General features: G+C 69.4%; 6 protein-coding genes. All 6 read right to left on the reverse strand.

The window, feature by feature from the left end; genetic code table 11:
• Positions 1-192: 192 nt before the first annotated feature.
• From QNJ12_RS06660 to QNJ12_RS06685, 6 genes are read right to left on the reverse strand one after another with little or no spacing between them, the layout of a single operon-like run.
• Positions 193-1,551: an ATP-binding protein gene (locus QNJ12_RS06660; RefSeq protein WP_300620575.1), complete on the reverse strand. Its 1,359-nt coding sequence runs from the start codon at positions 1,549-1,551 to the stop codon at positions 193-195.
• A complete protein-coding gene (locus QNJ12_RS06665; RefSeq protein ID WP_300620577.1) occupies positions 1,545-3,407 on the reverse strand; it encodes a contractile injection system tape measure protein in 1,863 nt (620 codons plus the stop codon). Before QNJ12_RS06665 ends, QNJ12_RS06660 begins: the two co-directional genes overlap by 7 nt.
• A gap of 36 nt (positions 3,408-3,443) precedes the next feature.
• Complete coding sequence (locus tag QNJ12_RS06670) at positions 3,444-7,469, reverse strand: carboxypeptidase-like regulatory domain-containing protein (RefSeq protein WP_300620580.1); 4,026 nt, start codon at positions 7,467-7,469, stop codon at positions 3,444-3,446.
• Positions 7,470-7,485: 16 nt separating this feature from the next.
• On the reverse strand, positions 7,486-10,503 hold the full coding sequence (locus QNJ12_RS06675) for a hypothetical protein (protein WP_300620582.1): 3,018 nt from the start codon (positions 10,501-10,503) through the stop codon (positions 7,486-7,488).
• On the reverse strand, positions 10,500-14,381 hold the full coding sequence (locus QNJ12_RS06680) for a baseplate J/gp47 family protein (protein ID WP_300620585.1): 3,882 nt from the start codon (positions 14,379-14,381) through the stop codon (positions 10,500-10,502). Before QNJ12_RS06680 ends, QNJ12_RS06675 begins: the two co-directional genes overlap by 4 nt.
• Entirely contained in the window at positions 14,378-14,812 is a 435-nt protein-coding gene (locus QNJ12_RS06685) for a GPW/gp25 family protein (RefSeq protein ID WP_300620589.1), read from the reverse strand. The genes QNJ12_RS06680 and QNJ12_RS06685 overlap by 4 nt, the downstream gene beginning before the upstream one ends.
• Positions 14,813-14,818 lie beyond the last annotated feature (6 nt).

The following is a 14,818-nucleotide window of genomic DNA, read 5'->3' on the forward strand; positions in this document are numbered from 1 at the left end:
CTCGCCGAGCGCGAGACCACGACGTCGGCGACGCGGTCGGCCTCCTGCTCGCGCGCATCGTCACGCCTGGTCACGCGCAGCTTGCGCTGCGCTCGCGCCGCAGCCGACCGCGATGCCGACGAGCGCGTCCGGACCTGCGACGCGGCACCCATCAGGGGCCCCTTCCCCGCATCGCTTCGCTGCCGCGACGACTCACAGCGTCTTGCCCTCCTTCTGCAACTCCCGCCGAATCCCACCCACCAGCTCGCGGCCCCGGATCACGTTGGATCCCTCGCTCAGCGCCATCAGCGAGACGTACCGGACCACGTTCATGATCGCTCCGCCGGTCAGCTCGTACTCGCGGGCGATGGCGCCGATGTCCGCACCGTCCTCGAGGCGTGACCGCGGCGACAACGACGCCCGCCAGAGCCGTTCACGTGCGCCCGCGTCGGGCACGGGGAAGTGCACCACGGACTGGAACCGGCGGTTGAATGCGTCGTCGATCAGGCTGCGGAAGTTCGAGGCGAGAATCACCACGCCCTCGAAGTCCTCCACGCGCTGGAGCAAGTAGGAGATCTCCTGATTCGCATACCGGTCATGTGCGTCCCCGACGCTCGTGCGCTTGCCGAACAGCGCGTCGGCCTCGTCGAAGAAGAGGATGCACTCCATGCGCTCGGCTCGATCGAAGACCCGTTCGAGGTTCTTCTCGGTCTCCCCGATGTACTTCGACACCACACTCGACAGTGCGATGCGGTACACGTCGCGGTCGACCCGCTTCCCGAGGAGCGTCGCCGTCAGCGTCTTGCCCGTGCCCGGCGGCCCATAGAACAGCGACGTGTAGCCGGGACGGAGACGGCGGGCGAGGCCCCAGTCCTCCATCAGCTCCCGCTCGTGGCGGATCCATGCCTCGAGCTCGCGGAGCTGATCGAGCGTCGACGGCGGCAGCACGAGGTCGGACCACTCCATCTCGGTCGTGATCAGCTTGGCCGGGAAGTCGCGGCTGTAGTCGGGCTTGCGCAGGCGACCTGTGGTCAGGTAGTCGACGATCTCGTCGGCCAGCACGAGCGGGCCGGCCACCAGCGGCTCGCCAGCCGGCGCCGGCTCGAGCCGCAGGATGTCGTGCTGCGCGAAGAAGTGGTCGCGATCGAACAGCTGCTGGGAGTCGAGGCGCCGCTCGAGGTCGGCGCCTGCGAGCAGGAACTGCACCGTCTCACCGGTCGGCAGGAACCCCCCGTGCACTCGACCGTTGACGCCGCCGTACTCCGTGTACCCCCGCCCGCTCGCCGCGCTCTGGCCGAAGAACGGATCGAGCAGCTCGGGACGGACATGCGGCGCGAGGGCGAGCACGACGGTGAGCCGCTCGGCCGGGTCCAGTTCGTAGTGACGCACGAAGGTGGCGAAGATGGAGGCATCGCCGTCGAGGTCCGGCGGCGGCAGCCGCGTGAGCACGGCCGCCGCCGATCCGTCGGGGTCCGCGACACGCTCGACGATGACCTCGCCGAGCCAGCCGAGGTCGCGCTCGAGCGCGGCCGCATTGGCGGCCATCGGATCGGCGGCAGGAGTCGTCACCATTCGACCACCACCGGTTGATCCATCCACGCGAGCATGACGACGCCGATCCCCCAGGGCAGGCGATCGATCAAGACGTCGGCGCCGATCCTGGGGACCAGCAACGTCCACCCGACGTCCTGTTCGGCCAAGCGGCCCTCTCTCATCAAGAACGTGGATCGCAAGCCGTCGATCGACGTGCTTCCCAGCGCGCCCCACTGCGTGATCAGCGAGCGCAACAGGTCGGCGGCCTCGTCGGACTCCTGTGGTGTCACCGAGCGCAGGGGTGCGATCGGCTGCTCGATCGGCCAGCCGCAGAGCAACTTGTTCAGGACCATCTCGTGCTCATGACCCTCGGATGAACCGGTCGCGACATGGTGCAGGATCTGCACCGCCCGCTCGTGGGCGGCCTCGTCACGGAACTGGCGGTCGCTGGCGAGGCCGAGCCGCTCGAAGAACGCCGGCAGGAACGGCCAGCACAGCACGAGACCGGCATTGGCGACATACACGCCGTCCGATCCCACGACCTCGGACCGCAGTCGTGGACGATCGACGCGCGGAGCATCCACCTCGCCGTCCCGGTCCTCACTCCGTGCCGTGCGATCGATGGGCTGCGCCGCGGCATCACCGCTTGAACGCCGTTCGACCCGACTCGTCGCGTCCGGTCGGGCCGACCGGCCACGCATGTCGCGCTCGGCTCGATCGGCGGGCGCACCGTCCGGTTCGCCACCGTGTGGAACGGCCGCTGGTGCCGGTCGCTCTGCGCCCGGCGCGTGCTCGTCGTGCTGCGGGCCCGAGGCCTCATGGCTGCCTCGATCCAGCAGGCGCTTCCCGTCGGCCACGGGAACCTCATCGCCACCTCGAGCCGGCCGGCGCCTCCCTTCGGCCCCGGTGTCCTCGCCAACCTCTGCACCACTTGCCGCAGTCGGGGCGCGCTCGCCGCCCACTGTGCCCGTCGCTGCCGGACCGGGACCACCGCGCTGCGAGACCCCGCTGTCCCGCTCCCGATCGGGAGCTGCCTCACCACGGCGATGGGCCGACGGAGAACGCTGAGCTGTCACGGCCGGTGCCGCCTCGAGCCACGTGACGACCTCAGCCGGTAGCTGGGCGTCATGACTCGCCGCCGCGGTGAGCTCGGCACGAGCCCGGTCGGCGTCGAGTGTCGCCGCGACCAGAAGATGGTCGAGGAACGCAGAAACCTTCGGTGCCGGCTGTTCTCGGAGCCAGCTCAGCGCCGCGACGTGGAGGTCGATCGCGTGGGAGACCGCCGACACGCCGGCAGGAGGTGTCACGACGTCTTCCCACGCGGCCAGCGCGGCGAGCACGGGCCGTTGCTCGGCTGCGACGAACAGGGCGATCACCGCCCGCGAGGTGGCCGGAGCGAACTGCACGGCCAGTCGTCGGACCCCGTGCGGGCTCAGCATCCCAACCAAGCGACGGACTTCGGTCGGCGCCTCCTCGACGAGCTCGCGCAGGGCCTGTTCCGGGTCGGAACGGAACGGTGCCGGCGCGTACCAGGGGATCGTTCCGAACTCGAGCATCTCGAACAGCGCGCCCAGCGGCCCCGTCGCCGGCGCCGCCGACTGCTCGTCGCCCTCATCGCGCCCACGCGCGTCGTCAACCAGCGGGGGCAGCACGACGTGCAGACGATCGAGGAGCCGGTCGGCGAGCGTGGCGGCCTGGCTCGCCGATTCGACGGGCCCGATGTCGACGACCACACGGTCGAGCCTGACGACCTCGTCGTCGGCGACCAGCGAGCTGAACAGCTCGTCGAGTTCCGGGAGCACCGAGGTCGATTGCACGCCCGCGACCGCGTCTGCCGTCCGTCGGGCCCGACCTTCGTCGCCGGCGACGACCTCGATCGTCTGGGTTCGGATCACGTGATGCTGCATGTCGTCAGGCCATCTCCCTGCACATCACCCTCTCGGCGGCCGCCGCCTCGGCGACGGTCCGTCGTCCTCGTCGGGCGCCGGCCCCTCGATGTCGAGCACGACCTCCTCTCGGCGCCCGGGCACCACGTTGATCTCGCGCTCGGTCGGATCTCCGACCACCCGCACCCGGAAATCGCCCGGCGGCAGACCCGTGAATCGAACGCGACCCCGATCGTCGACCGGGAGCCGCGTCGTCAACGCCGGCCAGTTCGCGGGAAGCGGGTCGTCGGTCACCAGCTCGATCTCGGGCAGGCGGCGTACGTCGATCACGTCGTCCGGCAGCCTGACCACGACGTCGATGCTCGCCAGCTCGAAGTCGAGCTGGACCACCGCCGGTTCACTCGGCGAGCTCACGACGACGCGCTCCTCGCGCTCTTGCCCGAGCGGCTCGACGACCACGCGGACCGTGAACTGCCGACCGACTTCGACATCCTGGAACACGAAGCTGGCGTCGGGTGATACCGGGAGGGTCCGCCCGTCGAGCGTCGCGACCGCGGCGAACCCCACCTCCTCGAGGTTCAGCCGCTTGCCGTCGAACGTCACCAGGCCGCGAATCGAGCCCGTCGGCTGCTCGCGTTGGATCTGGAACTCGTACTCCACGGTCTCGCCGAAGCCCAACTCGAACTCGAACCGTTGAGACGAGCCCTGGGCTAGCAGCCCGTACGGGCCGGGAGCGACGGACGCGAATCGCACGCGCCCGCTTCGGTCCGTCGTACGCTGCACGGGCTCCCGCGTCCTCCGCGAGATCAGCGAGACCACGACACCCGGTTCAGGTTCCGACCGCTCGTTGAGCACGATGACATCGACGGTCGAGAACTCCAGGGCGAACCGCACGGTCGTCTCCTCGCCGGCGCTCACCTCGACCTGCCGCTGGGCGGCGGGACCGTCCCACTGGTCGATCTCGAGCGTGACGGTGTGAACCCGGCCGGCCTCGACGTCGTCGAAGCGGAACGTCCCATCGTCGCTGACCTCTGCGCCGTCCGGGCGGCCCGACAACCGCGCCGTCGCCAGGCTGAAGGGCTCACCGTTGAGCGTGACCTCACCGAGGATCGTCCCTGTGTCGACCTCCTGCTCCTCGGGTGGCCGGAGGTAGATCAGGACGTGGCCCTCGTCGGTGCCGCACTGGTCGTCGTCGAGCGTGAAGCTGAAGCGATCGACGGCGCCCGGGATCGGCGTCTCGTTGCGGTACCGGACGACCCCGCCCTCGAGGCGCTCGAGGGTCCCACCCAACTCGGTGGCCTCCGGCACGGCGACGCCGGCCGGCGTGCCCGTTGGGTCGTTCGGGCGCCGATGATGCGTCCCGAGGTCGATGTCGACCGGTTGCATCCAGTTGCCGCCCGTCTCCGAGCCCCCGAGCTCGACGTCGCCGACAGCGACCACGACGCCGGCCACCGGAGGCAGGCAGACGTCGTCGACGTCGATCGAGCAGCAGCACGGGAGCTGCCCGGCCAGGCTGAAGTCGGCGCCGACCTCGCCGTCGGCCCCGCACACCAGCACGAACGTGCCGCCGGTCTCGACGCCGCCGACGTGTTCGAGTCCGGGTGCTCGCTCGGCGACCGTGCGCAACACGGCGGCGCCTCGGCTGCGGAGCACTTCGTAGAGCAGCGCGACGGCATCGAACGTCGGGCGGAGATGCCGGGTGGCGCCGACCGCACGCGACATCGTGGCGCCGACCCGGTCGAGCAGCCGCCGGAGGTCCTTGTTCGCCGGGTCCGCCTCGACGTCCACGTCGATCTGGCCGGCGAGCAGCTCCAGCACCGCCAGCTCGGTCGTCACATGATCGAACCGGCGCACGAACAGCCGGTGGTTGAAGCTGCACAGCTGCTTCGGCAGCTCGTTGACGAGCCCTGCGGCTGCGCTGCGCAGCCGTGTCCACGACAGCACCAGCGAGAGCCACTCGGGGCGTGCCACCGCGGTGCCGGCGAGCGAGCGGTCCCGCACCCGCCGCTCGGCGACGAGGAGTTCGTCGAGCGCCGTGATGGTCGGCCGCCTGGCAGCGAGATCGACTCGCAGCTCGTCGAGCAAGCGTCGCTCGCTCACGGTCTCGTCTCGCGTCGGCAGTTCGGCCATGTCGCCGATGCCGGGCAGGTCGGAGATCTCGTTCATCGTGTCGAGCACGCACAGCAGCTCGCCCCGCGCGGCGAGGTAGTCGGCCTCGAGGTGGCCCACGTCACACAGGATCAGCCGGTCGCATCGCTCGGCCCGCCACGCCTCGATGGCGTCGCCGCGCTCCGCCTCCCGGAGCTGCTCGAGGCCGGCGAGCAGCACCTTCATCGTCGCCGTCCATGTCGTGGTGCCGGACCACGCCTTGCTGGCGGCCTGGCGCAGCTCGCCCCACCCGTCGGCGATCTCGTCCAACCTCGTGACGGCTTCGTCGACGTCACCGTCGTCGGGGGCGTCGAGGTCGGCGTGCACGGCGATCACGTCGAACTCGACGTGGTGGATCGACCGGAGCTCGTGGATGTCCGAGACCGCGGCGTCGCGGTCGAGCCCGACGTGGCCCTCGACCCTGACCAGCGAGCACCGGCCGTAGTCCTCGCCGATGTCCGATGCGGCCGACGCACCGGTCCCCCACGGAGCGGTCGCCGTACAGCACGTGCTGGGATGCCACAGCCGCACCAGATCCGGCGTCGGCTCGTAGTAGAAGGGGATGGCCCGGTGCCCGAGCGGCCATCGCTCGGTGTGGCTCGGCACGAGCCGCACCGACCTGGTCTCGGCCACCACCTCTCGCATCGATTCGACGTCGAACGGCACCGTCACCTCACTGGGCAACATCTCCGCCGCGTCGGCGACGAACGCGTCCGCCACGGTGTCCGCCGCCGCCACGCGATCTGCGATCGACGGCGTGACGATCTCGGCCGGCAGCGATGCGGAGGGTCCCGTCTCGAGCGCATCGGCGATGGAGGGCGGGCGCAGCGCGATCGACGGCGGCGTCTCGACGGTTCGGTCGGGATCAGCTGCTCGTGCCATCGCGACGATCCGGTGGAAGAGGTCGCGGACCTTGTCACGTGCACCCTCGGTCACGTCCCGTACCGGCGACGGGTACCAGCCGTGCCGGTGACTACCGCCGCCCGAGAGCTGCCCGAGCAGGAGGTGGCGCGGATGGTCGAGCGCCGGTGCGCACGTGCCGACGAGCTCGCAGGCGGCCGTCGTCATCTCCTCGTACGCGACGATCAGATCCTTCACGAGGTCATAGCCGTACTGGGCGCCGCGCGCTCCGGCGATGAACGCCTTGGTCGACTCGCGCACGTCGGCGGGATCGAGGTCCGAGTCGAGGTCGAGGTACGAGCCGTAGGTCTCGAAGGCGGCCACGACCTGATCGCTCAACTCGGGCGCCACCCCAGTTGCCAGCCTCGTGTACGCCATGTCGATCTGGTCGACGGTGCTGACGGCGGTCAGCTTCAGGGCCCGGTGCAGCCGTGCGATGTCGACGACAGGTGGCGGCGTCCGGCCACCGCAGGCGTCGAGCTCGGCGGACACGCCCGGCTCGGCCAGCAGGACCCGTGGGGTGAGGACGAAGTTCCTCCCCTCGCTGTCGCAGTCGGTCACCAGGCACGAGTCGAGCTCGACCGATGTCTGCTCCAAGTACACGACGACCACCCAGTCGGCACGGTCGGCGACGAACTCGTCCGTGAGGGACGCGCCGGAGCCGGTGGCCTCGGTCTCCACCAGCTCGATCAGGTCGACCTGCCCACCTTCGGTCCGCCAGCTCTGGTAGCCGGGCAGGCCGTCGAGCTGGACGTCGGGATCGACGTAGGCCCGATACCGGTCGAACGCCATCTCGGTCAGGTCGACGAGGTAACCATCGGACGTCACGCCGAACCCGGCCGAGAGCGTCAGCTCCTGGTCGGCGATGTTCCAGTCGAGGCCACACGCGATACCGGTGCCGACCAGACGAACGCGGGTCAGCCGGTGCTGCTGGTCCAGATAGCTGCGCAGGTCGTTGAGCTGCGTGCTCGTCAGGATCTGGTTGGGGACGAAGTCCGGGTAGGCGGTCAGCATCGTTTCCATGACGTGTTCTCGCAGTTCAGAAGGTTCCGAGATTGGTGTTGTTCAGGGTCACCGCCGGCGCGTCGCCGGTCAGTGCATCGGGGTCGTGGAGGCGGGCGATCGGGTGGACGTTGACGAGGCCTTCGAGCCGCTCGATCAGGCGGGCCAGCGTCCTGCGGTGCGCAGACGTGGCCTTCGGGCCGCCCGCAAGACCCGCCGAGGCGGCGACGAGCGCTGCATGCGCCTTCGACCAGTCCTCGTAGGCGTCTTCGAACGAGCGCATCTGGTCGTGCGTCACCCAGCAGATCCTCAACAGCACGTGGGCCGGCGCCCCGGCTCGCAACGTTCGCTCGATCAGCCGCCGGAAGCTGACGTTCTGGAAGCGCCTCGGCCATGACGGGAGCACGACGCTGACCCGGAACGAGTAGGGGTCGTCCACCACGATTCGGTTGGGTTCCTCGGGGTCGAACGGCTGCTCGGCGAGGAGCGGATCGCCGGGCCGGCGGGGCCTGAGCAGTAGGTGCTCGACCACGTGGAAGCCCTCGGCGTCGGCGCGCTCGGCGAAGAGCTCGATCACCCGCCCGGTGTGCTGCTTGTTGCGCGTGTGGCCGATGACGCCGCAGTCGCGGTCGCCTTGCCAGATGTGCAGCTCGTGACCGCCTGCGCTCCGCTTGACGTAGTTCTGCTCATCGCCGCCGAGCGTGAGGGCGAGGTCGAGCAGCGCTTCGGCCGTCGTGTGCGACTCGCACCCGCCGCTGTCGCTGCGGAAGATCTCGATGCCGTCGTCGTCGGTCACCACGAATCGCCATCGGTCATCGCCCGGGTCCTGCTCGATCGTGAAGCGGGCGTCGGCGAACCGGCGACGTGTGGCGTCGCGGAACCCCATCAGGGCGTACACGCGCCGTTGCAGGCCCGACAGGTTGTCCGACCCGTCGAGCGCGGGTCGTCGACAGTCGTACGCGCCCCCACGACCGCCGCTGATCGCCGGGGCGTTGCGGAGGAAGCGACACTTGTCGTCGATCACCCGCGTGTCGTCGTCGGCGAGGAGGCGGCTGTACATCAGGAGGCTGTACTCGGTGAAGTCCTCGGCGAACCTCCCGAGCAGGTGATCGAGGAACCGGTCGCGTCGCTCGATCGCGTCGGCCCGGCTCTCGATGATCGTCTCGAGCGTCGCCGTCAGATCAGCTCGTGCCGAGGCGCCGAACAGGTCGTGGGCCCATCCCTCCGGTTCGCCGACCGGCTGGGTGTAGTAGGTGCGCGGCTCGTCCTGGACCTCCCACGAGAAGAGGTCACGGACGTGCGACAGCTGCGACAGGAAGTTCGCGAGGAGTTGCTCGAAGAACATGAGGTAGCCCTTGAGCTGCTTGGACTGCGCCTCGCGAACCGGCCCGAGCGTGTCGGGCACGTCGCGGCGTCCGGCGAAGTAGTTCGCGGGGAGCTCGTCCTGGATCGGCGAGAAGGTTGCGACCGACCGGTCGCGACCGACCGGCACGTCGAGGTCACGCTCGTCGTCCGAGAGCTTCCCGCGGAGCGTCGGTTCCGCATCCTCGAGCAGCCGCTCGAGACGGGCGCGGCTCGGGTAGTACGGGAGCCCGTCCTTGTAGATGACCAGCTTGGACCGGGCGGGCGCGATGACCGGCGATCTGAACTCGTCGGTGGCGAGGGTCAGCAGCCACTCCGCCTCGGTGCGCAGCTTCCCGTCGACGAAGCTCAGCAGCTTGGCCTGCTTGACCGACAACACGTCGTCGTCGGCCATGACGAGCCGGATCACGTCCGACACCCGTACCTCGCACAACTGGGTCGTCTCCCGGAATGCCTCGTCGTCGATGAACCCGTGATCGAGCGTCGGGCCGTCGAAGACCTCGTCGGCCGACCGGCCTGCGTCCAGCAGTTCGTCGATCGTGTGGAAGTCGACGGGCGGTGCGACGTGGCGGCGCAGCCTGGTGAAGATGCCGACGACCACCTGCTCGACGTCGGCGTTCGGCTTGACCTCGATGTCGGCGCAGAACGCGATCTCCTCGCGGCTCGCCTCTCTCACCGAGACGACTTCCTCGCCGAGGTTCCGGTCCTCGTGGATGCGTTCGAACACCGTGTTGCGAACGCCGAGCGCCGTGAGCCCACGGACTCCCGTCCCGTCGTTCGCAACGGCGGCGTCGACTTCGACGTCGTAGAAGAAGTAGTGAGCGTCGTCTCGCTGCCCGTCTCTCTCGCCGTCACCGAACGCCACCGGTAGACGGTTGGTCGGCCGCTGCGGGGCGCCCTTGAAGTCGTGCCACAACTCGACCGACGACCCGACGCAGTCGAGCCGGTAGCCCGAGCCGGCCGGAACCTCGAAGCCGAGCTCGAGACGGGTCTTGTCCTTGACGACCGTCACCTCGTGCTCGACCTCGTCGAGCGTCTCGGCCCCGTGCGTGAGCCGGACCACGACGGTGCCGCGCTCGCGGGCGTACACGCTGGCTGCGACGAGCCGGACCGGACGGCGGACTCGGAGCCGCATCGCACGATCGCCGGTGCCGACGTAGCTCCCCCGGCTGCGGTCGACCGGACCGACGGTGAACGGTTGCCGGTCGGCGACCCGATCGTCGAGCTCGACGAGCACGTCGTAGAGTCCGTTCAGAGCCCGGGTCGCACCAGGACGGTGCGTCACGGTGCGGTTCGCCTCGACCCAGGCGTTGCGCACACCGGGGATGTCGACGAGGCGCTTGCGGAGGTCGTAGAACGTGACCGGGTCGCAAGTGAGGATCGACAGCGCGGTGTGGAAGTTGGACTCGTCGCCCGATCGCTCGTCGTCGGTGAGCAGATCGGCCATGTCGTAGCCGGCGCGGTAGCCGAGATCGGTGATCGCGTAGCAGGCGAGCTCGAGCAACGTGATGCCGGGGTCGTGCACGTTGTAGTCCGTCCACAGCCGGTGCCCGAGGCGTTGGATGTGCTCGATGCCCTGCTTCCGCAGCAGCGCGAAGTCCTCGCTGGGGTGGAGTTGCAGTCCCTTCAGCACCGTGCCCGGCTGGGCGGCATCGCGACCGGCGGTCGAGGGGGAGCGTGCGGCGCCCGTCATCGCTTCGACAGCTCCTTGCCGAAGCACCAGCGGCACGGGTCGTGACCGGCCTCGATCCCGTCCGAGAAGCGGTCGAAGTACACCCGTCGCGACGGCGCGATCTCGTCGATCTGGCAGTTCGGCGAGCGGTTCTCACGGTCGTGCAGCTCGAGCGTTCTCGTGTTGCCGAGGAAGCGCTTCGGCGTCGGCGGCGGCTCACCGGCGGGACTGGTGAGCTCGTCGCGGCAGCTCTCCAGGTCATGGACCACTTCGTGCGACTCGGCCGAGACGAGCACGGTGCTCGATCGGCTGGCGGTGGCCTCCTCGACGTCGTCGAGGACCGTGCCGTCGGCGAGGATGTGGTCGATCGTGAAGTCGGCGACGAAGTCGACGTAGTCGAGCTGCTCGACCATCTCGAGGATCCACGACCGGTGGATGCGGCCGCCGAACGAGAGGTCGGTCGAGGCGCCGTAGCGCCACGGCGACAGGAACCGGACGATGTCCTCGTCGAGCTGACCGGTGTAGTACCCGACGTCGCGACCTGCCTCGAATCGGACCCGGAACCGCGCCCGGACCTCCTCGAAGTCGGGGTCGGTCACGGTGATGTCGGCGAAGTCGGTCGCCAGCCCGACCAGGGTGCGACGGATCCGCTCCCGCGTGCCCACCGCGACGACCGGGCGGAGCGGATCGACGGCCGTGCGATTCCGCAGGTCGGGGATCACGACGACGCGGACCTTGCCGGGGGCGTACTCGCTGGAGGCGTCGGTGTGGTTGATGCACCGCACCTTGTAGACCTCGGGGTAGTTCTCGAGCACGATCCGCTCGTAGTCGAAGATCGTCACCGCCCTGTTCCGGTGGCGCAATCGTTCGCTGACGCGGACGAAGTGCTCGTCGTCGGTCTCGGCGACCCGCCCGCCGAACGATGCGGCTGGTTGGGTGATCGACTTGACGGCCGACCGACGGGTCACGAGCTTGGAGATGGTCGTCGCCGGCAACGGCGTTGCCAGCCGGGAGGGGTCGTTGCCCGAATCGCTGAACACGGCGGTGACTGCCTGGGCGACGATCGTCACGGCCCGGCACACCGAGGTCGGATCCCTGTCGACGCTCGCCTTGATCCAGTGGCGGCCGGCGGTCAGCACGCTGGACGCCGCGGTCATCGCGGCGGGCATGGCCAGCTTCACGATCCCCGACGTCGTCAGGTCGTTCGTCCCGTCTTCGAGCACCTCGTTGGCGGCGAAGTCGATCCATGATTCCTTGCTCAGATAGGACCAGCCGACCGTCGGCGCAGTGGCGCTCGTGGCGGCGGTGCCCTCGGCCACCTGGATCAGCAGCGACACGTTCTGCTGCGGCTGGAGATCGTCGAGACCGATGTACAACGTGCCTGCCGCGGTCGTGCTGCGGGGCACGCCGTCGCCGTCGCGGACCGTCACGGTGAACTCGGGAAGCGTGCGGTCCACCGATGTGAGCCGCCGCACGCCGAACGGCCAGATCTGGAACACGGCGTCCGGCGCGGTCGTGGAGCCGGTCGTCGTCCTCGCCGCTGCGACCAGGTCGATGGTGTGGCTCGCTTCGTACCCGAGCTCGATCGCCTCGATCAGCGGTGTGTAGGGAGGCCTGCCGGGGATCGGCAAGCGGGCCAGCGTGTCGGCCGCGAAGGTGAACGTCTGATCTGCCTCCAACGGGTCGTTGCCGCCGATCTTGGTGCCCTTGGGCAGGGTGACCGACTTCCCTGCTTCGATCACGACCTGGAAGGTCGTCATCGCGCTGGCGTACTGGGCGTGCCGGAAGTCCTCCTGCAGCCGCAGCCGGATGAATCCCTGCTGCGTGGTCGGCTCGTACGACGAGACCTCGGCGAGATCGTTCCGTCGTGCGAGCAGCGGCTTCGCGGCGGGATCCACGGAGATCGTCTGGTCTGCGAGCGGCACGTCGTTGCCGGAGTCGAAGAGCGAAGCCTCCGAGGGCGAGGGCAGTGCGAGTCGCCAACTCCCGCGCTCGAGGATCTCGAGATCGACCTTGAAGCTGCTCGTTGCGATTGCCGGGCCCGGATAGTCCTCGTAGTGCGCCGCGAAGCCGATCGCGTCGCCCTCGTCGTTCCGGGGCAGATCGGCCCACGTGACCGTCAGGTCGACCTTGTCGAGCTGCTTGCGGAACACCTCGTCGCTGCCGACCAGGAAGTTGCTGTCGATCCGCGGGGTGGCCCCGAACGGCATGAACGGCTTGGCGGGGTCGATCGTGCCGGTGTCGTTCTCGAGCAGGAGGTCGGTGACGCCCTCGACCTCGACGTCGATCCGGACCGAGACGATCGTGCGTCCCTCGAGGTGGCGGTACGCGTACCCATCAGTCGTCTCGTCGAGGACGAACCGGAGGACGGGGGACGTGGTCGGGTAGCCGCCGGTCAACGTCTCGGCGTCGAAGCCGACGATCGGATCGGCATCGGGCGCGAATTCCACCCGGAAGGCGATCGTCCCCGCGTTCTCGTCGATCTTCACGGCGCGCGACGTGAACGGGGCAGCCGCCAGTGTGCCCTTGATCCAGGCCTTCTCCCCGCTGGCCCGCACCGTCACGTGCTCCTCGAGATCCTGCTCCGCCGACGCAGCCCATGCGCCTCCCGCCGCCGTCGCGAGCGTCACCGTGACGGTCCGCGTTCCCTGCGCCAGGCGGAGCACCGGCGAGGCGACGGCGAAGCCGATGTCGGCGTGTGGCATCTCGTCGCTGCCGAACGTGTCCCAGCTCCCGTCCTCGCGAGTGATCTCGGCGCCCTTGCCGTCGGGCGAGTTCGCCGTGCCGGCGGCGTGGATGGCGACGACGATCGTGTCGTCGGTCTCGTCGGAGTCGACGTACACCGTCTTCAGCTCGCCGACCGACGCGGTGTTGACGACGAGATCGCTGACGGTCGCGAACGTCACGTCCTTGCCGTTGGCGTCCTTGCCCGCCTTCAACGCCGTTGCCGCGGGGAGCAGCGTGGGTTGTGCGTCGCGAGCGAGCTCGAAGACGACGTGCACGCGATCGGGCACCGCTGCGTTCCGGGCGAGGCGAAGCACCTTCTCGTAGTAGAACCGGAGATGCTTCGACGTCACCTCGTTCAGCCGGCTCCGGGCGTGGCGCAGCAGGACCAGGAACGTCAGGAAGAGCGCGAGGTGTGGCTGGTGCCCCGGATAGTCCTCGAGCGTCTCGCGGAGGTATCGCGGTGCCTCGTCTCGCAGCGTGAGGAGCACCCCGTGGAACCGCTCGTACACCCGAGTCACCCGCCGGACGGCGTCGGCTCGGTCGGTCGTGACGTCGCCGGTCGGCAGGAACGACGCGTCCGCCTTCTCCGGAAGCTCTCCCCAGAGCCTGCTGTCGCCAGGTACGGCCGACGAGGGGGGCAGCAAGCCGTCGTCGAGCGCGCCCAATCGCAGGCCGTACGCCCAGGCCTCGCCGAGGGCCTCGGCGAGGGTGCCGTCGATGAAGCGAGCGAGCCGCGAGCGCAGCAGCAGCCCCTCGGTGCTCGCTCGATGCCACTCGTCGATCTGCTGGGCCACCGGCCACACCCGCCCGAGGAGCGCAGCGATGTCGCCGAGCGTGCCGTCGTCCGAAGCCGCGACAGCGGCATGCTCCTCGAACTCGGCGCGCCGATCGTCGACGTCGTACGCGCCGACGACGGCGACGAGCGTGCTGACGTCGCCGTCGATGAACCCCCGCCAGTCGCCGGCGGCGACCACCGAACCACTGCCCGCCCCGCCGGTCGGGATCGGGTAGTAGTCGAGATGCTCGGCGAGACGGCTGGCATACAGCAGGAGCTCCTCGACATCGCGCTCGTCGAGCGGCGCGTGACTGGGGGCCAGCGCAGCGACCAGGCGTTGCGCCTGGGTCGTGCCGTCCCGTGCGAGCGGGTTGCGGGGGGCGTCGCAGCGACTCACACCTGCAGCTCCGTTCCCTCGTCGAGGTAGAGCGGGTACACGAAGTTGGATCTGGTGTTCGTCGTGGCGATGACGTAGTCGAGCGTGACCTCGACGAGCCCGCGCTCGGGGACGTCCTCGAGCACGACGTCGTCGAGGATGATCCGAGGCTCGAAGTACAGGATCGCCACCTCGATCAGGTCGCGGAGGCTCGCGCGCAGCCCGACGTCGAGCGGTTCGAACACCATGTCGTGCAGATCGCAGCCGTACTTCGGCTGCATCACTCGCTCGCCGATGCGGGTGGAGAGCAGGATGGCGAGGCTCTGGCGGATGTCCTCCTCGTCCGACGCCATGACGACGGTCCTGGCAGCGCTGGGGAACGTCGGTGGGAAGGCCCATCCCGTGCCCAGGAACGACCGATCGTCGAGTGGCTGCTCCTGCGGTGTCGCCATCTTCGT

This window comes from Ilumatobacter sp. (assembly GCF_030065885.1).
Taxonomy (GTDB): Bacteria; Actinomycetota; Acidimicrobiia; order Acidimicrobiales; family Ilumatobacteraceae; genus Ilumatobacter.

Excerpts from the sequence above, each read along its gene's own strand:
- QNJ12_RS06670 (WP_300620580.1), bottom strand. The coding sequence starts at position 7,469 with ATGGAAACGATGCTGACCGCCTACCCGGACTTCGTCCCCAACCAGATC.
- QNJ12_RS06685 (WP_300620589.1), bottom strand. The coding sequence starts at position 14,812 with ATGGCGACACCGCAGGAGCAGCCACTCGACGATCGGTCGTTCCTGGGC.
- QNJ12_RS06675 (WP_300620582.1), bottom strand. The coding sequence starts at position 10,503 with ATGACGGGCGCCGCACGCTCCCCCTCGACCGCCGGTCGCGATGCCGCC.
- QNJ12_RS06660 (WP_300620575.1), bottom strand. The coding sequence starts at position 1,551 with ATGGTGACGACTCCTGCCGCCGATCCGATGGCCGCCAATGCGGCCGCG.